The organism is Hyphomicrobium sp. (assembly GCF_019744875.1).
Taxonomy (GTDB): Bacteria; Pseudomonadota; Alphaproteobacteria; order Rhizobiales; family Hyphomicrobiaceae; genus Hyphomicrobium_C.
The window spans coordinates 140,665-160,366 of record NZ_JAIETU010000017.1 but is presented as its reverse complement, the minus strand read 5'-3'; the positions used below and the strand labels follow the sequence as shown (position 1 = coordinate 160,366).

The 19,702-nt window shown below is 57.6% G+C and carries 21 protein-coding genes; 14 read left to right on the top strand and 7 right to left on the bottom strand.

Features of this window, described 5'->3' with window-relative positions; all coding sequences use genetic code 11:
- Positions 1-314: 314 nt before the first annotated feature.
- The 8 genes from K2Y42_RS20445 (at position 315) to K2Y42_RS20410 (ending at position 7,175) form a co-directional block, all read left to right on the top strand.
- Positions 315-986 carry a ParA family protein gene (locus K2Y42_RS20445; RefSeq protein WP_291156393.1) on the top strand — a complete coding sequence of 224 codons (672 nt, stop codon included), beginning with the start codon at positions 315-317 and terminating at the stop codon, positions 984-986.
- A 2-nt stretch (positions 987-988) separates the two neighbouring features.
- Entirely contained in the window at positions 989-1,363 is a 375-nt protein-coding gene (locus tag K2Y42_RS20440; protein ID WP_291156390.1) for a hypothetical protein, read from the top strand.
- Positions 1,364-1,493: 130 nt separating this feature from the next.
- Positions 1,494-2,876 carry a DUF2130 domain-containing protein gene (locus K2Y42_RS20435; RefSeq protein WP_291156388.1) on the top strand — a complete coding sequence of 461 codons (1,383 nt, stop codon included), beginning with the start codon at positions 1,494-1,496 and terminating at the stop codon, positions 2,874-2,876.
- Positions 2,873-3,823: a ParB N-terminal domain-containing protein gene (locus tag K2Y42_RS20430; protein WP_291156385.1), complete on the top strand. Its 951-nt coding sequence runs from the start codon at positions 2,873-2,875 to the stop codon at positions 3,821-3,823. The genes K2Y42_RS20435 and K2Y42_RS20430 overlap by 4 nt, the downstream gene beginning before the upstream one ends.
- A 35-nt stretch (positions 3,824-3,858) precedes the next feature.
- The gene (locus K2Y42_RS20425) at positions 3,859-4,062 is read left to right on the top strand and encodes a hypothetical protein (protein ID WP_291156382.1); all 204 of its coding nucleotides are present in this window, start codon (positions 3,859-3,861) and stop codon (positions 4,060-4,062) included.
- 120 nt (positions 4,063-4,182) lie between these two features.
- Positions 4,183-5,172, top strand: a complete 990-nt coding sequence (locus K2Y42_RS20420) for a CBASS cGAMP-activated phospholipase (protein ID WP_291156379.1) — start codon at positions 4,183-4,185, stop codon at positions 5,170-5,172.
- Between the two features lie 2 nt (positions 5,173-5,174).
- Positions 5,175-6,572 carry a CBASS cGAMP synthase gene (locus tag K2Y42_RS20415; RefSeq protein ID WP_291156376.1) on the top strand — a complete coding sequence of 466 codons (1,398 nt, stop codon included), beginning with the start codon at positions 5,175-5,177 and terminating at the stop codon, positions 6,570-6,572.
- 102 nt (positions 6,573-6,674) lie between these two features.
- On the top strand, positions 6,675-7,175 hold the full coding sequence (locus K2Y42_RS20410) for a hypothetical protein (protein ID WP_291156373.1): 501 nt from the start codon (positions 6,675-6,677) through the stop codon (positions 7,173-7,175).
- 50 nt (positions 7,176-7,225) lie between these two features.
- Here the strand turns inward: K2Y42_RS20410 and K2Y42_RS20405 are convergent, their stop codons facing one another.
- Both K2Y42_RS20405 and K2Y42_RS20400 read right to left on the bottom strand, forming a co-directional pair.
- On the bottom strand, positions 7,226-8,185 hold the full coding sequence (locus tag K2Y42_RS20405; RefSeq protein ID WP_291156370.1) for a DNA cytosine methyltransferase: 960 nt from the start codon (positions 8,183-8,185) through the stop codon (positions 7,226-7,228).
- Positions 8,186-8,209: 24 nt separating this feature from the next.
- On the bottom strand, positions 8,210-8,647 hold the full coding sequence (locus K2Y42_RS20400) for a very short patch repair endonuclease (RefSeq protein ID WP_291156367.1): 438 nt from the start codon (positions 8,645-8,647) through the stop codon (positions 8,210-8,212).
- 246 nt (positions 8,648-8,893) lie between these two features.
- On the opposite strand from K2Y42_RS20400, the gene K2Y42_RS20395 reads away from it, so the two are divergent.
- From K2Y42_RS20395 to K2Y42_RS20370, 6 genes are all read left to right on the top strand, one after another.
- Entirely contained in the window at positions 8,894-10,366 is a 1,473-nt protein-coding gene (locus tag K2Y42_RS20395; RefSeq protein ID WP_291156365.1) for an ATP-binding protein, read from the top strand.
- 2 nt (positions 10,367-10,368) lie between these two features.
- The gene (locus K2Y42_RS20390) at positions 10,369-13,176 is read left to right on the top strand and encodes a Z1 domain-containing protein (RefSeq protein ID WP_291156362.1); all 2,808 of its coding nucleotides are present in this window, start codon (positions 10,369-10,371) and stop codon (positions 13,174-13,176) included.
- The gene (locus K2Y42_RS20385) at positions 13,166-14,092 is read left to right on the top strand and encodes a PD-(D/E)XK motif protein (protein ID WP_291156359.1); all 927 of its coding nucleotides are present in this window, start codon (positions 13,166-13,168) and stop codon (positions 14,090-14,092) included. The genes K2Y42_RS20390 and K2Y42_RS20385 overlap by 11 nt, the downstream gene beginning before the upstream one ends.
- Entirely contained in the window at positions 14,089-16,173 is a 2,085-nt protein-coding gene (locus K2Y42_RS20380) for an AIPR family protein (protein ID WP_291156357.1), read from the top strand. Before K2Y42_RS20385 ends, K2Y42_RS20380 begins: the two co-directional genes overlap by 4 nt.
- 278 nt (positions 16,174-16,451) lie before the next feature.
- Positions 16,452-16,877 (top strand): DUF6878 family protein, encoded by a 426-nt coding sequence (locus tag K2Y42_RS20375; protein ID WP_291156355.1) that lies wholly within the window; start codon positions 16,452-16,454, stop codon positions 16,875-16,877.
- A 2-nt stretch (positions 16,878-16,879) separates the two neighbouring features.
- Positions 16,880-17,245 (top strand): hypothetical protein, encoded by a 366-nt coding sequence (locus K2Y42_RS20370; RefSeq protein ID WP_291156354.1) that lies wholly within the window; start codon positions 16,880-16,882, stop codon positions 17,243-17,245.
- 44 nt (positions 17,246-17,289) lie between these two features.
- Here K2Y42_RS20370 and K2Y42_RS20365 read toward each other — a convergent pair whose 3' ends face one another.
- From K2Y42_RS20365 to K2Y42_RS20350, 5 genes are all read right to left on the bottom strand, one after another.
- The gene (locus K2Y42_RS20365) at positions 17,290-17,442 is read right to left on the bottom strand and encodes a type II toxin-antitoxin system CcdA family antitoxin (protein ID WP_291156352.1); all 153 of its coding nucleotides are present in this window, start codon (positions 17,440-17,442) and stop codon (positions 17,290-17,292) included.
- Positions 17,439-17,729 (bottom strand): type II toxin-antitoxin system RelE/ParE family toxin, encoded by a 291-nt coding sequence (locus K2Y42_RS21335; protein ID WP_366512449.1) that lies wholly within the window; start codon positions 17,727-17,729, stop codon positions 17,439-17,441. Before K2Y42_RS21335 ends, K2Y42_RS20365 begins: the two co-directional genes overlap by 4 nt.
- On the bottom strand, positions 17,729-17,980 hold the full coding sequence (locus K2Y42_RS20360) for a type II toxin-antitoxin system ParD family antitoxin (protein ID WP_291156350.1): 252 nt from the start codon (positions 17,978-17,980) through the stop codon (positions 17,729-17,731). The genes K2Y42_RS21335 and K2Y42_RS20360 overlap by 1 nt, the downstream gene beginning before the upstream one ends.
- A gap of 149 nt (positions 17,981-18,129) precedes the next feature.
- The gene (locus K2Y42_RS20355; protein WP_291156347.1) at positions 18,130-19,077 is read right to left on the bottom strand and encodes a DUF4238 domain-containing protein; all 948 of its coding nucleotides are present in this window, start codon (positions 19,075-19,077) and stop codon (positions 18,130-18,132) included.
- Positions 19,078-19,160: 83 nt separating this feature from the next.
- Positions 19,161-19,688, bottom strand: coding sequence for a hypothetical protein (locus K2Y42_RS20350; RefSeq protein WP_291156345.1), 528 nt, complete (start codon positions 19,686-19,688; stop codon positions 19,161-19,163).
- Positions 19,689-19,702 lie beyond the last annotated feature (14 nt).

Genomic DNA, 19,702 nt, shown 5'->3' with positions numbered 1-19,702 from the left:
GTTTTTTCGCCAGACTACGAGGAAGCCACATCACCGTCCCGCTTGCTCGCTCAATTACGGTAGCTCCGAAAACCATGGCGAAGCCTGCGCCGCTGTTCCACAAATCAGCAAATGCCCAAATGTAGTTTTGGATGCTTGCCTAAGTATGCGGAGGCACAAAGCACCAACTGTGCAGTCCACCGCTTGGGCAAGTGCGCCATTGCGCAATGTTCTAAATCATCACTTGGCGGATTGAACGAATACGGTACCCTTTATTTGTTCGAATACGCATTTCACCAAATCCATATTTGCCCGGTTGGGCTCTTCGAGGTTTTATGATCATTACGTTTGCGTCCTCCAAGGGAGGCGTCGGCAAGTCCACGACCTGCGCGGCCCTCGCGTCCGCGCTCGCGCTCGAAGGCGACCGCGTCCTTCTTATCGACCTTGACCAGAACCGCACGCTTGACCGGTGGGCGCGCAAAGCGCCGATCACGGGGCTCACCGTCGCCGCCATCGAGCCGCAGAAATTCGGCGGGTTTTTCCGCGATGCTGAAGCCTCAGGTGACTACGATCATATTTGCCTCGATCTGCCGGGCAGCCGGGAAGTGACCCTGTTCAAGGCTCTGGCGCGGTCTGACCTCGTTGTCATTCCGGCGCAGGCTTCCGAGCCCGACTTGCGCGAAGCGCTCGTCGTGGTCGGCGATATCCGCGACGTTGGCGAGACCACAGGCCGGGCAATCCCGTACCGCCTGCTGCTGACCAAGGTCTATCCGCTGCGCACCCGGGTGACGGACTTTGCCTATGCCGAACTGGCCAGGCTTGGCCTGCCGCTCTTCCGCACGGCGCTCGTTGAGCGCTCGGCATATCGGGAAATGTTCCTCAACGGCCAGCCGCCGACGGTCAGCGAAGCAGGGAAGGGGGCAGGGGTCGAAGTCGTGAACCTACTCGCCGAGATCCGCGCCATTGTCGACGAGGCCAATACCCCCAACATCCGCAAGGCAGGTTGATCATGAAGCAGCAACGCGCACCATTTCAGCCGGTATCGGCAGACATTGACGACCAGAAGCTTGAACGTCTCGCCGCAGAGAAGGGCGTCGGTTCGCTAGTGAAGCCTGTCGCCGATGGGGCAGGGGAGGCGAGGTCGGTTTACGAACCGCCGAGGGTCAAAAAATCGGAAGCGCCGAATCCAGAAGCCACGCCGCGCAGCCAGATGAAGACCGTCAATCTGGAAGTGCCCGACTACGCCTGGACTGAACTCAAAATCCGGGCAGCACGCGAGCAGGTCAGCGTCAGGCATATCGTCATGGAGGCCATGCGGGCCATCGGTGTTGCCATTAAAGACGCTGACATGGTCGAGGATGGTCGAAGAATCCGGGGCGGTTAGGCTTAAGTCCGCCAAGTAGGTCAGAAATATCTATTTGAAAACAAGTTACTACAGGCCAAAGGGGCGCTCGCTTGACAACTAGGCGATATTGGGTCAACTTAGATCCTAAAGTTTCCTAAGGAGATTCAGCATGGGTGCCGTTCAGACCGCTCTTCATTCGACTAAGCCTCATTTTCACACCATGGGCGATGAATGCCCCTATTGCGAACAGCCGATCCCGAACGATCGGTTGGAAGAAATTAGCGCGCGCATTCAGGCGAAAGACCGTCTGCGGCAGTCTGAAGCCGATGCGAAGGCTTCGGCAGAGCTTGAGGCTTTTCGCGCCCAAAGCCAGACGGCCATCGAGCAATTGAGGAGCGACGCGGCAACACGCGAAGCGACGGCGCTTGCGCAGGGCAAAAAGCTCGCCGAGGCGGCGCTTCAGGCCAGACTGACAGAAGCGGCCGAAGCGACGAGGGCGGTAACCGAACGCGCCGCGAACCTGGAAGCGGAGATTGCCCGTTCGAAGACGACCCTTGCGGCCACGGTTGAGAAAATGACCGCGGAGTTTGCCAGTAGGGAAGAGGCCGCGAAGCTCGAAGCGCGTTCAGCCGTTGCGCAAGAGCTGAGTGTAAAGGTGGCCGAAGCCCATACGGGAAAGGTCGAAGCGGAGAAGAAGGCTGCTGCGGCAGAGATCGGCAAAGCAGCAGCCGAGAAAAAGGTCGTCGAACTTCAGGCGTCTCAGGAAGAGGCGATCAACGCTCGCGTTGTGGAAGTTCGCGAAGCAATGGAAAATGCAAAGACGGAGGCCGTCAATTCTGAGCGCTCCAAGAATTTTGAGGAGAAGCTCAAGCTCGAAGGATTGGTAGCCGACCTTCAGCGCAAGTTGCAGAACAAAACCGCTGAAGAACTTGGTGAAGGCGCGGAAGTTCAGCTGTTCGAGCTGCTGAAGGCGGAATTCCCACACGACGAGATCACGCGAGTCGGCAGAGGCAACGCTGGCGCTGACATCGTCCACAAGGTGCGGCACAACGGGGCGACGTGCGGATGCATAGTCTACGATTCAAAAAACCACCAGCAGTTCCGCTCTGATCATGTCACAAAACTGCGCCAGGACCAGATCGCGGCAAAGGCGGATCATGCCGTGCTGTCGACTGCTGCGTTTCCCAAGGACAAGAAGCAGCTTCATATCGACAACGGAGTTATCCTCGCCAATCCGGCGCGTGCTGTAGTGATCGCAATGCTGCTCCGGCAGCAGGTTGTCCAACTGCATTGTTTGAAGGTTAGCAACGACGAGCGGACGTCGAAAATCGACGAACTCTACGCCATGATGACCTCGGACCGCTTCTCGCAGTTTATGTCCGCTATCACGCGGAGCGCGGAGCAACTGGAAGTACTCCAAGTCCAGGAAAAGAAGGCTCACGATTCGAACTGGAAGAAACAGGGCGAATTGTTCAGGACAATTATCCGCACCTGCGCGCAGTTCGATGAAGAGATCGGACGTATCATCGGTACGGCCCCGGCAACCACATGACCCAACCAGAGTCAAAAAGCGCCAAGGTCGTAGGGATACAAGAACGCCGACTTGGCCCGACGGTTCTTAGAACCTATCGGGCGAAGTTCGATATTGACGAGCTAGTTCCGAACGATCGTCAGCCCCGGGCGGGATCAAAGGAGGACGAGGAGCTTCAGCGCCAGATCGAGGCGAACGACGGAATCTTCGAACCGTTGTTGGTAGAGCCCCATCCGGATCTGCCGGGCAAATTCCGCATCATTGATGGTGAGCGCCGTTGGACCAACTCAAGACTGCTGGTGGAGCAGGGTAGGGACCAGTACCGCAAGATTCCCGTGGAAGTCACCGACCGGACACTAACCGACGAGGAACGCCTTCGCGTTTGGATTTACATCCATCGGCAGCGCAAGGAATGGGACGCCAGGGAAAAGGAAATGGTTGCTTACAGGCTGGTCGAGTTCATGGGCAGGGCCAGCGCCGCGAGCATCCTTGGCATTTCTATCCGCGAACTCGAAAAACTGGTCGAAGTGTTTGAGCTCTCCGAACGTTTTGTCAATCTACGCGATAACGGTGCCGGCATCAGCTGGGCCCGAGAACTACTAGGCGTCAGTAAGAAGTTGCTCACCCCAAGCGTCATTGACGCCGTTGTCGACAAGGTCAACAGGCAACGTGTCACCAATTCGAAGGACCTGCGAAAACTTCGGAGCATCCTGGCTGATCCAGTGGCCAAGGACAATTTTCTAACCCGCGATGGAGATCTCGAGACGGCGTCCCTTCGTCTTGGGCCAGGCGAGAAAAGGCGAGATCCGGATTTTGTTTCCAACCTCGATGCAACGGTCGAGTCCATGAAGCAGCTTCCATGGATGGCGCTTGAGGACATGAAGAGCGATCCTGAGATCCTTAGGAAGATTGAAGCCGCCGAAGCTCTGTTGCAGACGTTGCGTCAGACAATTTCCAAGAACAAATGACAGGTATTTAATCGAAAGGAATTGGAGATTAAATCATGGCAAAGACACCAAAAAATCACGGCAAGCCTTGGACGAGAGACGACGTGAGACAGCTGCGAGAACTCGCCAAGGAAAATACGCCTACGCGTGTCATCGGTTTGAAGGCTGGTCGTACCCCGGAGTCGATTTATGCAAAGGCTTCGGTGGAGGGCATCCCGCTGAAGCCGACAAACCAGTCACCGTATAACAGACGAAAATAGGCCGCATCCGCCCGCGGGCGGACCGGGCTCTCGTCAACGGAACCCCGCGAGAGCGGGTTTCCGCCATGCGGCTTCGATCCCTTGCGCGATGCTGCTTTTTGATTTCGGGAAAGACCTGCTGTGACCTTTCAAGTCCTTTCTCTCTCCGGTGGAGGCTTTCTGGGCCTCTATACAGTCAGCGTTCTGGCCGCGATTGAAGAAACGTACGGTGAGCCCATCGCCGATCGGTTCGACTTGATCGCAGGTACGTCCGTGGGCGGCATCATCGCCCTGGGCCTGGCTGCGCGTGTTCCGGCGGCCAAAATTCGCGACGCTTTTATAAAGGCTGGACCCACCATCTTCTCGTCTTTGCCACCGGCTCAAGGTTGGGTCGGGAAGAAGTTGGCGCTGGCCGCAAATGCCACCGGGGCAAAATACTCTTCGACCAATCTTAGGGCCACTGTCGAAGAGCTGGTGGGGAAGGAGACAAAGATCGGCGACTTGCAGCACAGGGTGATTGTACCGACGATAAACCTAACGAAGGGTGGGCCGCAGGTTTTCAAAACTGACCATCATCCAACATTCGTCCGGGATTGGAAGCTGTTGGTTGCAGACGTAGCCCTAGCGACGTCTGCGGCGCCGACGTTTTTCCCCCTTCACAAGATCGGAAGCGAACTTTTTGCGGACGGTGGCCTGTATGCCAACTCGCCGGACGAGCTGGCGCTGCATGAGGCTCTACATTTTTTAGAGCAGCCTATCGAGCAGATCCGCTTCTTGAGCATAGGCACAACCACCTCCAAGTTTTCCTTCTCGAATGCGGGAACACGGGATTTGGGGTGGATAGGATGGATGGACAACCAACGTCTGCCCCGCGTGATGATCTCCGCCCAACAGCTAAACGCCGATTACATCCTCGCACATCGGCTCGGCCAGAGATATTTGCGGATCGATCATGAGCAGTCACCGGAACAAGAGCGATCGCTGGCTCTCGACGTCGCAAGCGAGGGGGCAATTGCCGACCTACGCGCTCTGGCTGAGGCGTCCATTCGGATTCACCTTGGCAGGCCGATTCTTCCGGACCTCCTCGGTCACACGGCGGCGGCGCCAAAATTCTACAATCGGACGGCATAACCATGGGTATCGCAGCAAATCTCTTCTTCTCGACCTCCGACCTAGAAAACTGCCTAGACTGGCGGATACGGCCGTCGGACGAGCAATACGAAGCTCAGAAGGAGCGATGGAACGATCTCAGAGACTTTTTATTGGCGGACCTTGCTCAAAGTGCAGATTGCCCGATGGCATCTTGGCTTCAAGGTTCCTACAAGTTCGGCACGCAGATCAGGCCGGCCCAGAAAGGGCAGGAATTCGACATCGACTTGGGCGTCTATTTCCAGTGGTCAGGAAACCCTGACGATGGACCGCACGCGCCTGTCGAACTCAAAGCGTTCGTACAGACCAGCCTAGCCAGCTACTGCGAGCTGGAGGACAATGATGCAGAAGCAGTGGACGAGCCAAGAGCCCGATGTAGCCGTGTTCACTTCACGGAAGAGTTCCACATAGACGTTCCTGCTTACCATCTTGATGCGAAGCGCGACGTGCGCGCTCTCGCCACCGCAGACGACGCCTGGGAGATCAGCGATCCAAAGGCGATTTACCGTTGGTGGAAGGATTCTTTCACGGATCTGGAACGCGCCCGCTGCCGCAGGATAGTCCGATACCTAAAGATGTGGGGCGCTCTGAAATTCAAAGACGAGGAGCGTCCATCATCGATCCTTCTGACAGTATTGGCAGCTAGGGCATATCTGCGGCTGGATCGCAGAAAGCTTACCGGGGATGATGAGGTGTTCGCAGCGGTTGTCGCCAGCATGATCGATCAGCTCAACAAGACATTTGTTGTAAAAAATCCGGCCAATGGTCAGGAAAACCTGAACCGCCTATCCGAGGTCCATTGTCGAACCTTTGTCGACCGACTGGCAGACTTACATTCCATCGCCGAGCGAGGATTGCTCGCTCAGACGAAGCTACTGGCCTCTGATATCTGGTCTGAAGCCTTTGAGCATTTCTTCCCAGTACCATCCGATGAAGAGATACGCGAGGAAGCCTTGATCAAAGCGAATGATGGAGGGCGCGCTATCGCACGCATAACCTTCGATCCGATCGTCAATGTTCAGGCAAGCTCCAAGACTCGCACGTTCAGCGACGTCAACAAGATCGGTCCCATTCCGAAAGGATGCGAAATCACGTTCGGGCTTGGGAACGCTCATCTGCTGCCGGATGGCGCGACGGTCACTTGGACGGTCCGCAACGCTGGCGCGGAAGCTGAGAACGAAAATGATCTTGGACATCTGGCCGGCGAAGGAACCTCGGTTAAGCGCGACTCGGCGTATCGCGGGGCGCACGTTATGGACGTCCGCGTCAAGTTGAACGGCTCATTGATCGGCAGCAGAAGGATTCCCGTGACCGTCACAGGGTTGGGGATGCCTTTGAGGAATCCACCCCGGCCAAGCTGGACCAAACTGCGAGCAAAATAATAGCGCCTATTTCCGTAAGAATTTGCTGCACCGCATCGTGACTTGCTCCGACGAATTGCCATCATCCTTCTCGGTTTAACCCCACACAGAAGAAGGATGATTATGTCTGCCAACGCTCTGAAATTCACGACCCATGAAGGCGTCACGAAAGTCGTGCCGATTGATACCGTACGCACCGTCAAACCGCTGACGGCCGAAGACAAAGAACGCGCCAAGGAAGCGCTCAAGGACAAGAAGGGCATCGATATTGACGCCGCCCGCGTCAATATCCGCATCGAGTTTGGCGATAAGTCCTCGAAGCTGGCGCAAGAGTCGCTTGATGCGCTCCGCGAGCAGGGTGTCGCCCTCGTGAACCTCGGCTCTGACCGCTATGTCCCGGCCACCAACATTACAGGCGCTGAGGCCTTCACGAAGGAAGATGCAGAGCGCCTGAAGGACGAGGAATACACCCTCAAACAGACCTTCCGCTCGAAGGTCGATACGCGGGCAGGGACCGTGCTGTCCTCCGCGACCCCGGTTCAGATCATGGACCGCCGCGCCAAGGCGATGGAGGCGGTACCCGCCAATAGCAACAACAAGAAGCCGACGGCCAAGCCTGCCTAATCGCTAGACTTGTCTCATTCAGTGGTGATGGCGGTGAACTTGGACGGCGACTATGCGCCGATGAGTCTTTCTACGACCGCCTTCATTACTGGAGGGCACACGCCGTTGCCCAGTAGACGGATCTGATCGCGCCGGCTGCCGTGCCGGAGCTGAAACTCATTCGAAAGACCCATCGCCCTTTTGAGTTCCGGCACCTGTAGCATCCGCAGGGTAGGTTGCTTGCCTTCCCATTGCACAAGTCCAAAACGATCCAGGGTCGTCAGGGTCCGCAGAGGACGATCCAGACTCTGATATCCGCCGGCCTTGTCTGAACCGTAGTATACGGTCAGGAAATCCTGCCCTTTTCCAAGCTGCTCGATCCCGAACCGCACCCTCTCAAGTGTCGCTCGTGCGCGGCGGCCATTCTCAAGCAGGCCCGCCTTCCAGCATCCCCGACGGTCGATCACCGTGCTTGCCGGGGCATGTCGGCGCGGCCTGGGTGTCAATGGCTCGGGCCTCTTCTTGCGTGATCCGAAGATGAAAAGTCGTTTGCGGTTCTGCGGCACTCCAAAATCCGCAGCGTCCAACACCTGCGACGTCAACTTGTAGCCGTACCGCCGCTCAAGTGTATTGAATAATTCGCTGTAACCCTCCCAGTGCCGCATCATCGCGACATTCTCCAGAACCAGATGCTCTGGCTGAAGTTCCTCGATAAAGCGACTGACATACCAGCCAGATCTCTGGCTCTCCCCGCAGCGGGGGCGCGAACCTCTCGCCAGACTGTGGTGGGTGCACTCCGGTGAGGCGATCAGCAGATCCACGCGTCCGACAGACCGGAAAATTTCGGGACCAATGCGGTCTGACAAGATCGTGGTAATGACATTGTTCTTGGCAGTCGGGAAATTGTCGAGGTAGGTGGCGGCCGCCGTGTCCCACTGATCAACAGCGCCGACCATCCGCACACCAGCAGCCGCAGCGCCCCAGCTGCTGCCGCCGCCCCCGCAGAACAGATCTATTCCCCTGACGGTCATTATCGGCCGATTCCAAAGCACGAATCACTGACGTTGCGACGTTACCAGGCCATCTGGTCCATCGCGAGGGCCTTCTTCAACGGCCATTAGGACGCGAAGGAGGCAAGCCCCGGGATCGGCCTTCAGCTGGTGCTCCCAGATCCTCACGACCGTCCATCCAGCGCGACGCAGGCGGGCATGGTTTCTCATGTCGCGCCGACGGTTCGCCTCGATCTTTGCCTCCCACTTTTCCGAAAGCTTGAGTCGCCAAACCGGAAAGCGCCAACCGTGCCAGAAATCGCCGTCTACAAAGACGGCCACTTTTGCGCGGCGGAATACAATGTCGGGACGGCCCGGTAGATCCCTCTGATGAACCTGGAAACGCTTCCGTGAGCGTCTCAGGAGCCGCGCAAGGAGAAGTTCGGGGGCCGTGTCTTTGCCCCGTATCCTGGACATCAACGCGCTTCTCGTCGCCGGACTCATGATATCGCCGCGATGGAGCCGTTGCGGGAGGACAGGCTCGCCAGCTTGAAGCACGTTTCTAGGAGTCATGGAGAAACCTGTCCGTTGTGGAAAACGAGACCTGACGCGCATTCCGGTCAACGCCGGGCTCTGCACACGGATAGAGTTTGATTCTGTCACGCATTTTCAATCTGCCTTCAATTTCCCCTGCCTTTACACACCGGTGCTCCCAGGATCATATGCGCCGGTTGTCTTTTAATCTCCGCTATGGCCCAAATCATGGACGCCCGCCGCCCTGAGCCGACCATCGATCGTGGCATGGAGCTTCCTCCGCTCGCCTCCATGCTCATGCAATCGTTGCGCTCTGTCGGCTACAACACTGCCGCAGCCCTGGCCGACCTCGTCGACAACAGTATCGCAGCTGAAGCCCGGACTGTCCGGATCGCCCTGTCAATGGTGCCAGTCCCGTATGCGGCCCTCGTTGACGATGGCAACGGCATGGACGAACCGGGTCTCATCGCTGCGATGCGCTACGGCAGCCGCGATCCCCGCGATGTCCGCTCCGGAAGCGACCTCGGACGGTTTGGCCTTGGCCTGAAGACCGCATCCCTCTCGCAGTGCAAGCGCCTCACCGTCGCGTCCCTAAGGGATGGCAGACTCAACATCGCCAGGTGGGATCTCGATGAGTGCGACCGGCGCGAGTCGTGGTGGCTGGAGCGGCCGGTGGCTGACGAGCTTCCGGCAGAACCGCTCTACATACTGCAACAGCAGGGAAAGGGGACGGCAGTCATATGGGAGAAGCTTGACCGCACCGATGTTGCCGGAGAGCAGGCGTTCCTCGATGCGGCAGATCACCTCGCATTGGTATTCCATCGCTATCTTGGCGGAGAATTCGGAAACCCTCTTTCTGTCCTGCTCAACGAACGATCACTGGTGCTCATAGACCCTTTTCTTGAAGGGCATTCGCGGGGGCAGGCGCTTCATGCTGAACCCATCTGGATTGACGGCCACGCGGTCAAGGTTTCTCCCTTCGTATTGCCGTTCCCCTCCCGCCTGAAGCCCGGCGATCTTGAGCGGGCAGGCGGGCGCGAGTCTCTCAAGACCAGACATGGATTCTATATCTACAGGGGAGGCCGGCTCGTCGTCCCCGGCGGATGGTTCCGCATTGTCCCCACCGATGATTTGATAAGGCTGGCGCGCATTCGCATCGACGTACCGGTCGAACTTGACCGCCTGTGGAAAGTCGATATCCGCAAGACGATCGCAGAGCCACCGCCGCTCCTGAGACCCCACCTGCGTCGCATCGTTGGTGGCGTCATCGATCGAAGTCGGCGGGTCTATACCCACAAGGGCATTCCTGCCGATGACACCAGCCGTATCCCGCTCTGGCAGCGTGTCGACATGCGCGACGGCGGAGCGGCATGGCGGATCAACAAGGATCATCCGGCGGTCCGGATGCTGCTCGCGGGCGCGGAAGAAACCCAACAATTCTCTTCCATCCTCAAGCTGATAGAAGAGAGCCTCCCAATTCACGACATTCACATCCATACATCGAACGATCAGCCTGTGGCTGAGCCGCCGCCTTTCGACGAAGCGGAACTTGAGACCTTGGCAAGGAAGCTGAAAGCTGCTTTTGCCGACAAGCCCGAGCTGGCGGCGCGTATGCTTGAAAACCTTCCGATCACCGAACCATTCAGCCGCGATCCAGATGCTGCACGACGCATTCTTGGGAGACTGTAAACATGACTATGGATGCGTCAGCGGAAAACCTCGTGCGCATGGCGACCGGCGGACTGCGGCTGGAGCCACCACCGACCGAGGCCGAGATAAAGGAGGTCCTTGATCGGCTGGCCGCCGCGTTCAGTGCCTCGCAGGAAGCGGTGGAGCAGGCGCAGAGGATTCTGCACTCGCGCTTCGCAATCCGCATGCAGATGGGCGAGACCCTGACGGGGGATCAGGAACATCTTCCCTGGCTCGACGCCCGCCGCGCCTCGATAACCCCCTTCTACTGGGACCGGTACTACCAATTTCTCCTGCATGATGATTGGCCGCCTCTGGTGGCCGCTACGCTTGGCCGCTCTACGAACGAGCTTCTTGATCTTCTGGGCGACCCGAATATTTCCGGAGCGTGGAAGCGCAGAGGTCTGGTCGTAGGCGACGTGCAGTCGGGCAAGACCGCGTCCTACGCGGCGCTCATCTGCAAGGCAGCCGATGCCGGGTACCGCATGGTTATCCTGCTTTCTGGCACGCTTGAGAATGTACGCAGACAAACGCAGGAACGGCTCGACGCCTCCTTTGTCGGGCTGGATAGCAGTGCGTTCCTCACAAAGGGCCAGCTCAAGCACAAAACCTATGTCGGCGTAGGTCAAATCAACGGTGAGCGTGACGGGATCGTATTCACCTCGTCACAGAAAGACTTCAAGGCAGATATCGTCTCTGCGCTCAACATCTCGCTCAATAGCGTCCGTGAGCCTGTGCTCGTCGTCGCCAAGAAGAACAAGGGCGTCTTGACGAACCTTGCTGCGTGGCTCCGGGCGAGGAATGCCGACCGGCACGGGAGTATCGATCTCCCGTTGCTGTTGATCGACGACGAAGCGGACAACGCCTCGATCAACACGCGCAACCGGCCCAACCAGACTACCGCCATAAACGGTGCCATTCGTGACCTTCTTGGCCTGTTCACGCGATCAAGCTACGTCGGCTTCACGGCGACCCCCTTCGCCAACATTTTCGTAGACCCCGATTCAACCGACCAGATGCTTGGCGATGATCTGTTTCCCCGCGACTTCATTCATCTGCTTGAACCACCCGACAACTACGTCGGAATGAATGTCCTTTTTTCTCCCTTGGATCCGGAAGATCCGGAAGCCGCTGACAGGATATCGCGTGAGGCTGGCATCCGGACAATCGACGATTCGGACGACTGGCTTCCCGTCGATCACAAACGCGAAGATCCCGTGGGGGAATGCCCCGATACTCTGCGCGAGGCTCTCCGCTATTTCCTCCTGACATGCGCCGTGCGCGACTTGCGCGTGGTTGCTGGCGGCAGACCTGAAAAACACATTCACCGTTCGATGCTCGTGAATGTCTCAAGGTTCACTGACATCCAGAATACCGTCGCAGCGCAGATCGAACTGGAAATCGAACAAATCCGGGCGCAGGTTCGGCTCTATGGCAAACTGCTTCCAGAGGAAGCCGCCAAGCAGTCACCGGAAATTTCTGCGCTTCGCGATTTGTTCACCGAAGAGCTGGCCGATTGCGGCTGCGACTGGAGCGACGTGCTCTCCATTCTGCACGACGCCATTTCGCCGATCCGGGTGCAGCCGGTGAATCAGCGCACCGGGGCCAAGAGCCTCGACTACAGGGCAGTCAAGGAGCCCCCCGGGCTCAGGGTTATTGCTGTCGGCGGCAACAGCCTCTCCCGCGGCTTGACCCTTGAGGATCTCAGCGTCAGCTATTTCCTCCGGAATTCAAAGGCGTATGACACACTGCTCCAGATGGGCCGCTGGTTCGGCTACAGGCCCGGATACCAGGACCTCTGCAGAGTCTGGATGTCGGTCGATGCGGAGCGCTGGTATCGGCACATCGCAGAAGCCACCACTGAACTGAAGCATGACTTCAAACGCATGAAGAGACGGAAGGCAACGCCTTCGGAATTCGGGCTTCGCGTGCGGACCCACCCTGGCACCTTGCTGATCACGGCGCGCAACAAGATGGCGTCTGGCGTCAATATTGTCGGCGCAGTCCGCAAAATATCGCTCGCGGGACTGGGCATCGAAACGCCAACACTTCCGGCCGACAGCAAGCGCAATGAAGGCAATCTCGATCTCCTGGATCAGTTTATTTCGGAACTCTCGGCCGAACAGGGACCACCGGTTCCTTCGCCGACCGGTCAGGCAATCGTCTGGACCGGGGTATCTGCGACTCGGATCGCCACACTGCTCGACAGCTTCTTTGTTCACCCCTTCAACCACGACTTTCAGGCCGATGCGATCGCCGACTTTCTCAACGCAGCTGTCGCGAGGGACGATCAACAACTCTCTCATTGGACAGTCGCTGTTCCGACTGGAGGCAGAGGGGATGAGGTCATCCTTCCCGGATCGCCTACACTGAAGCTGGACGCCAAGAAACGCCGCGTCGTCCACCGGAAGAGGAACCCGCAATATCTCCTCGTATCGGGAAAAGCAGCACGCGTCGGCAGTAGCGGCGATGTGCGTTTTGGCATGCCGGCGGAGTTCGTTGAGCAGGTGGGCATTGATGCCAGGGCTGCTGACCCTGATCTCAAGCAAATTCCGGAGGACGCTTTCCGGAGAGCCATGACATCTCCGCTGCTCATTCTGTATTTGCTGCGCGGTTACGAGCGCGAGGGAAAAAAGGGCAGCAAGGAAACCCCCTTCCGGAACAACCTTGTCCTGCCCGCACTGGGGCTTCACTTTCCAGGGACCGACGACGGTCAGACCGAGCAAGTCGTCTACCGCCTCAACAAGGTAGCCCAGGAGGAACTTGAACTCGACGGCGACGATCTCGAAGAGGAAGACGATGCCGATTGAGGACCTATGGAATGCGCTCAGGGGACAGGGAATAGGCGCACAGCGCCGGATCGACGCGACTCATCCCATCGACCTTTATGCGGACTTCCAGCCTCCTGATCTGCTGGGTATCGTCGTCTTCACAGACACGCAGCCGCCTCAAGCTCCGCAGCTGCGTGCAATCGCGACCGAGGCTGGCCGGCGCGCCGACGGCAGATGGTCGCTCCGCCTCCAGCTCACTGAGCCAAGGCTGCTGACCGTATTCGCCGAACTGTGTCGGGACATCATCGACTTCACGAGAAGCGGCGTCGACCCAAGAAATGCTGGCGGTGCGGTATTGGCCCGGCTGGACCGGTGGCAAAGTCTACTGCAGTCGCAAAGGGGCGGTCTTGGACCCGAACGTCTGCGCGGTCTCATTGGCGAGCTGCTCATTCTCGAAATTGATCTCATTCCTGCGCTTGGAAAGGACGCGGCTGTTGCTGCATGGACGGGACCACTTGGCACAAGCCAGGACTTCCAACTGCCCAATGGCGACCGGATCGAGGTCAAGGCCATCGGTCGCAACGCGAGTCAGGTGCGCATCAATGGACTTCAGCAACTCGATGCCGGAGGTGACCGCCTCCGGCTGGCAGTCGTCAGGCTCGAAGACACCGGGATCAATGCGCAAGGCGCCTTAACAGCGGGCACACTGGTCAACCGGTTACGGCAGATCTTGAACGACGCGCCTGTTGCGCTCGCAACGCTGGAACAACTTCTTTTGTTCCTGGGCTGGGATGACACTCAGGATGTCAGCGAAGTTGTTGTCCGCCTCGACAGTATCGACCGGTACGAGGTGGATGACGCGTTTCCGCGACTGGTACCCGACAATGTTCCCCAAGGCGTTCTTGATGCGTCCTATGTTCTGGCCCTTCCAGCAACGAGAGGGTCGATGCCTTGACCGATGATGAATTCCGGTCGGACCTGCTGGCCGCCTGCGCATCGCGTGCGGAGGTTATCTCATGTAGTGCGCGGGAAGGCTTCACGTCCGAAGTACTGGAGCGTCTCGCTGAGGCTGACGAAATTCCCGACACCGAACTCTGTTCTGAAACCCTGACTGGGCATAGGAATCGCAAACTTGAAGTCGACGCATGGTCGATGGATGAAGCCGATGATTCCCTGCACCTCTACATGGTGCTCTACGACGGGTCCCCTACAATATCGGGCACTCTCAGCCTGACGGAGGCAAGGGAACAGGGGTTCAATCGTCTGCTCGGCATATTCGAGCAATCACGGGATGGATGGCTGACTGCGAATATCGAGGAGAGCAGGCCGCTTTGGGCGCTGGCAAAACGAATCCAGACTGCATCATTGCCGGCCGCTCTTCGGCTGCATGTGCTCACGGACAGGCCCGTGAGCGAAAGGCTTCGCGAGATTCCCGCGGGGCGAACATCCGAGGATATTGCGGTAACCTTCCAGATCTGGGACCTGAGCAGACTTCGCCGCATTCACGATGCGCGCAGTGCCAGGGACGATCTGATTGTCGACTTCTCATCACTCCCGGATGGTGGCCTATCTGTGCTGCCGGCCTCGGTCGGCTCCGGCGACTATACAGGCTATCTCACGGTCGTGCCCGGAGAGGTTCTTGCAGAGATGTACACGAAGCACGGCAGTCGGCTTCTCGAAGGCAATGTGCGTACGTTTCTCGGGCGGACAGGCAAAGTCAACAAGGGGATCGCTGCTACAGTCGCGAAAGACCCCGCCAAGTTTTTTGCCTATAACAATGGCATTGCCACGACTGCCGGCGAGGTCACAATCGCTCAGGGGCCGAGCGGCTCCATCATCATCACGTCAGCAAGCGATCTGCAGATCGTGAATGGCGCGCAGACGACGGCATCGCTCGCCGCCGCGCTGCGTGACGGCAGCCTGAAGCCTGGCACCGTGTTCGTGCCGATGAAACTCTCTGTCGTTCCGCAATCCTTGACTGAAGACCTTATTCCTTTGATTTCGCGTTTCGCCAACAGCCAGAACGGCGTCAAGCCGAGTGATTTTTTTGCCAATCATGCTTTCCATCGCCGCATGGAGGAGATCTCGCGGCGCGTGCTCACTCATGCCGTGGCTGGCTCACAAATACAGACGCACTGGTACTACGAGCGCGCCCGAGGCCAGCACCTCAACGACCAGGCAGGGTTGACGGCAGCAAAGAAAAACCAGTTCCTGCTCGTCAACCCACGATCCCAGGTCATCAAGAAGACGGACTTCGCCAAGATCGAGTGCTGTTTCAATCTCGAGCCCGACATCGCAAGCAAAGGCCCAGAGAAGGCATTCGTATCCTTTGCTGAGCGCATCAGCAGGGAATGGGAGGACGAAGGAACCCGCGATCTTTACGGCGATGACTGGTTCCGAACGGCTGTAGCGAAGGTCATCTTGTTCAAGGCGATAGAGCGCATCATATCGGAAGCGAGTTGGTACGAGGGAGGCTATCGAGCAAAAATCGCGGCTTATACTGCTGCCCGAGTCGCCAAACTAGGAATCGATGAATCGAACGGAGGGCTCCTCGACTATCTCCGGGTTTGGTCCCAGCAAAGCGCGGGTGAGCTTCTTGAACGACAGATCGCAGCGATAGCCGAGGTCATGGCGAGAGTTCTTCGGAATCCGCCCCTCGCAGGCCGGGACATTTCCGAATGGGCAAAGCAGCAGGCCTGCCGCAAAATAGCGCTCGATACGCCCGTTCCGATAGCCAAGGGTTTTGACGCGTACACTGTGTCGCCTGACGTCAAGCACGCAGCAAGACGCGAGCAGAAGACCGCTGGTTCGATCGAACGCGGCCTCGATGCCGTAAAGTCAGTGATGAGCAAGGATGCAGAGTACTGGGAAGCACTAAGACGGTTCGCCCGCTCGAAAGGCCTTCTTTCCCCTGAAGACGAAAAGTCACTGGTACCTGCTTGCAGGATGCCGGAGATGATCCCGACCGATCGTCAGTCAATGCGCCTTTTGCAGCTTGCGCAGAGGGCGGCTGATGCCGGATGGAAACCCAACTAGCCTTCTGGCGCCCATCTCTCATGACGTCTCGCTGCCGGCTTCAAGCCTTGATCGTGTTCGTATCGACCTGAACCTAGCATCCAGCCTCTTGATGCAGGTCTAGCGCGGCGCGGCCCGCACGGCTGCGCCTGCGTCAATCGCTGCGAAACGCAAGCTCGTCCAAGCCGCTAAAGCGGCGGTCTCCCAAGCATTTCGGTCGTTGACGCTCGGGCCTCATCCGCCGCGCTCCTTCGCCTGCATCGGCTGGAATTGTTCCGGCCACTACGAAGGAGATCAACATGAAAAGTATTTTGGAGACATACGCCGAGATGATTGCCGCAAGGCAGCTGCGGTTCCAGTCGGTGAAGCTGCCACTGCTCGCTGCACTCAAGTCAATCGGGGTCAGCATTACCGAGGTCGAATATGACGGATCAGGTGACGACGGCCAGATCGACAGCATTCGTGCCTACAACGAAGACGGTCAAGAAATCTCACTTAACTCCCATCCATTCTCATTCGGCGAAGGGGACGCTGCAGTGAGCTACGACAGCCTTGAAGATTTCATCGATAATTTTGCCTGGGATGTTCTTGGGACCTACCACGACGGCTTTGTGAACAATGACGGTGGCTATGGCACTCTGACCATCAACGTCGCTGAGGGCACGATTACTTTGACCCATAACGACCGATGCATCGAGGTCAACGTCACAGAGACGGAGATCTGATCATGGCGCATCCGTACCATCACGCCTTAAGTTCGGTCCGCAAATGGGGTGGCACCCCCGAGGACTACATTGCAATCCACGCTTGGTTCGACGAGTCGAAGCAGATCATTGCCGACTACCGGCACAGAGCCTTGCGGCATCATGCGGAGGGTATCTTCATGGCTGAGAAGATCTTCGGCGTTACCGTGACTCTCTCAACGGGCCGCATCATCCCGACGCGTTGGGTCGGCGAGCAGCATGTGCGCGAGGATTTGGGCCGGATTCCATCATTCGCAGACTGGGTTCGCGCCATTAGGCCGGAACCCTGGATGGGTCGGTCAACGACGATTGGTCTTGAAGATGATCCGCGGAGAGAAGTGCATCCGTAGGGCCGAAGCGCTGAATGACATCTCAACAGGCAGCCTGAATGGCTTTAGCGCTGCTGCTCATCCTGAGCCTTTGCTTTTCTGATGGCATCCATGAGCCCGGCTTCGGCTGCGTGCGAGAGATTCACTCCAAACGCGTGTGCGTCGTCGAGCAACTGCGACGGCACCGACAGGCGTAGTTTGACAACAGCGTCTTTCAAAGGTGCTCTCTCCAATCCGCACGGGCAGGGAGGACCCGTACGATAATGATGTCGGTATCGACCACCTTATAGGTGATCACATGGGACTGGTGGAAATGTACGCGCACCGGCTCTGGTGTTCCGACGTATTCACGGCCGATCCGGGGTGACGTCGTAAGGGTGGCGAATGTCCCTTCGAGGCGTTCGCGATACTCGCTGGCTTGCAACGCACCAAAACGAGTTATTCCCTCAGCATATATCACGGTAAGGTCTGCGGCTGCCCGCTTGCTAATGCGAAACACAGCCATCAGGCCGGTTTTGTGGACTCTGCGAGAGCCATAGCTTGCTGCCAGACATCGTCCATGGTGAGCGGACTGATGCCGCTCTCAAGACCTTCGTTGATCAGAGATTGAAATTCTGCAATCGAAGCGGCGCGTTCACGGTCCCGGCGGATTAGATCGCGTACATAGTCGCTAACATTGCCGTAGCGGCCATGCTCAGTTTGAGCTTCCGCCCAGGATTTCATTTCTTCAGGAAGAGAAACATTCATTGTTGCCATTGCGACCTCGCAAAACCAATTATTCAATAATTAAATAAAACAATAAGTCTGTAATTCATTATCTAGGCAATTGACAAAGTTTGTCAAATAACGACGAAGCAGGATTTAATTCCCATAAGATACATTATCACTCTTATGGAAAGTCGAGGTCAGGCCGTCTTGTTATTAGTCTGCGGCGAATTCTGTGCGACTATTTCATGCCCGCGTGACGCTGCAAGCCTCTCAATCAATGACGAGTGACGCCTCGTAGCCATATGCCTCTGAACAAATGGCAGCATCTCGTCCGACTGCCCGTACACAAATTTCACCGCGTGCTGCACAACGAGCTTGTTAACAGCCTTGACCAGATTGCTTCGGCGATGGGTTATAAGCTTCGATTGTGTTGGCTTGTTCACGACGGCAGTAAAGAGCTTCCTGGGCGAGATCGGCATAACAAGAAAAGCGTCCTCCTCGCTGATGGTCGGTGTCATCCAGATCGGCCGATCCGACGTCAATAACGGATAAGCTTCAGCCGGCGAATCTAAGACAAGCCAGTGCATTTTGCTGAACTCGTCACAGAGCTTCGAATGACTCATGAGCTTGCGCGCTACATCGAAGGCGAACTCGTCCTTGTGCGCGGGGTGTTGCCGCTCCAAAAAGTCACTGAACGTCTCAGGATCGCTTTCCGAGCGCCTGGTGGCGTAAGATTTCTGCAGGTCATCCATCTCGCTGCGCCAAGCCTCTCCCACGCTTGATTTCAGCTGGGCGATGTCTTCGGGACTTCGCAGCATCTGCGTTAGCAAGAAACGCGACCAATCATTCCGGGCTTCAAAACTCCACTCTGCGTCCGGTAAGGCAGACTCCAGCAGTTGCAAGGCCTTTGCTGCCTTATCATCCTGCTTGGCCATGAAGTCCGTCTCCATGGCTTGCGCACGATCTGGCGGCAATCCCTGCGTTTCGTAGAGTCGTGGTTCGAATCCAGTGCCTTTGGGCACAACGCGTTTTGGCTTTACTTCTGCGCCGTTCGGCCGGCTGAAGCGACAAACGCGTCCGTCAGCCCCGGCCCAACGAGACAGATAGAATACTGGTAGATAGTGGTGATCAATGGGTTCGTTCATTCTAGCGTCGTGATCAAGCAGCTGTTGGCATCGTCTCAGGCCAGAACGGGATCTCAACGTCGGGGCCGATGAGCGTGAGACGCTTATTCCGCAGGATGTGAATCGTTGATGCGCGATTTGTGTATCGCATCAGTTTGATTGCTCCCATGTGGCCCCCCTTCCCGGTCCCAAACCTTGCGCCCGATGCGCTTGAACAGGGACACGCCCATCGCATTGCGCTCGTTGCGCGAGCGCGAGCCGGGCTTCGTCAGCGCTGCAATCACGTCCGCTCTGTCCGCTTCATAGATCGCCCGTGCATTGAAATTCTCGTCGAGCAGGACGAGCAAGACAGCATCGAATTCCTTGGTGATGTCGATCGCCCCGAGGCGCTGGCCAGGCTTGCTGCCCGGGAGAATGCAGCGGCCCTTGATTTGATAGGATCGGTTATCAGCCGTCCTCACGGCGTCATAGCCTGCGTGTCGTGCCGGGGTCAGTTCAATATCGAGCAGCCTTGCCGCCTCGTATTCGGCGACCTCGCCTGTGATGCCGAGCGGCTTTCCTGTCAGTGCCCGGTATTCCTGCGCAAGCCGCTTGGCCTCCCGCAGAAGCTCCATCACCCGTTCGTCTGCCACCCCCGCCTCCCGAT

What these genes read in the sequence shown, in the direction of transcription:
- K2Y42_RS20445 (WP_291156393.1), top strand. Translation starts at nt 315, where the DNA reads ATGATCATTACGTTTGCGTCCTCCAAGGGAGGCGTCGGCAAGTCCACG.
- K2Y42_RS20440 (WP_291156390.1), top strand. Translation starts at nt 989, where the DNA reads ATGAAGCAGCAACGCGCACCATTTCAGCCGGTATCGGCAGACATTGAC.
- K2Y42_RS20435 (WP_291156388.1), top strand. Translation starts at nt 1,494, where the DNA reads ATGGGTGCCGTTCAGACCGCTCTTCATTCGACTAAGCCTCATTTTCAC.
- K2Y42_RS20430 (WP_291156385.1), top strand. Translation starts at nt 2,873, where the DNA reads ATGACCCAACCAGAGTCAAAAAGCGCCAAGGTCGTAGGGATACAAGAA.
- K2Y42_RS20425 (WP_291156382.1), top strand. Translation starts at nt 3,859, where the DNA reads ATGGCAAAGACACCAAAAAATCACGGCAAGCCTTGGACGAGAGACGAC.
- K2Y42_RS20415 (WP_291156376.1), top strand. Translation starts at nt 5,175, where the DNA reads ATGGGTATCGCAGCAAATCTCTTCTTCTCGACCTCCGACCTAGAAAAC.
- K2Y42_RS20410 (WP_291156373.1), top strand. Translation starts at nt 6,675, where the DNA reads ATGTCTGCCAACGCTCTGAAATTCACGACCCATGAAGGCGTCACGAAA.
- K2Y42_RS20405 (WP_291156370.1), bottom strand. Translation starts at nt 8,185, where the DNA reads ATGACCGTCAGGGGAATAGATCTGTTCTGCGGGGGCGGCGGCAGCAGC.
- K2Y42_RS20400 (WP_291156367.1), bottom strand. Translation starts at nt 8,647, where the DNA reads ATGAGTCCGGCGACGAGAAGCGCGTTGATGTCCAGGATACGGGGCAAA.
- K2Y42_RS20395 (WP_291156365.1), top strand. Translation starts at nt 8,894, where the DNA reads ATGGCCCAAATCATGGACGCCCGCCGCCCTGAGCCGACCATCGATCGT.
- K2Y42_RS20390 (WP_291156362.1), top strand. Translation starts at nt 10,369, where the DNA reads ATGACTATGGATGCGTCAGCGGAAAACCTCGTGCGCATGGCGACCGGC.
- K2Y42_RS20385 (WP_291156359.1), top strand. Translation starts at nt 13,166, where the DNA reads ATGCCGATTGAGGACCTATGGAATGCGCTCAGGGGACAGGGAATAGGC.
- K2Y42_RS20375 (WP_291156355.1), top strand. Translation starts at nt 16,452, where the DNA reads ATGAAAAGTATTTTGGAGACATACGCCGAGATGATTGCCGCAAGGCAG.
- K2Y42_RS20370 (WP_291156354.1), top strand. Translation starts at nt 16,880, where the DNA reads ATGGCGCATCCGTACCATCACGCCTTAAGTTCGGTCCGCAAATGGGGT.
- K2Y42_RS21335 (WP_366512449.1), bottom strand. Translation starts at nt 17,729, where the DNA reads ATGGCTGTGTTTCGCATTAGCAAGCGGGCAGCCGCAGACCTTACCGTG.
- K2Y42_RS20360 (WP_291156350.1), bottom strand. Translation starts at nt 17,980, where the DNA reads ATGGCAACAATGAATGTTTCTCTTCCTGAAGAAATGAAATCCTGGGCG.
- K2Y42_RS20355 (WP_291156347.1), bottom strand. Translation starts at nt 19,077, where the DNA reads ATGAACGAACCCATTGATCACCACTATCTACCAGTATTCTATCTGTCT.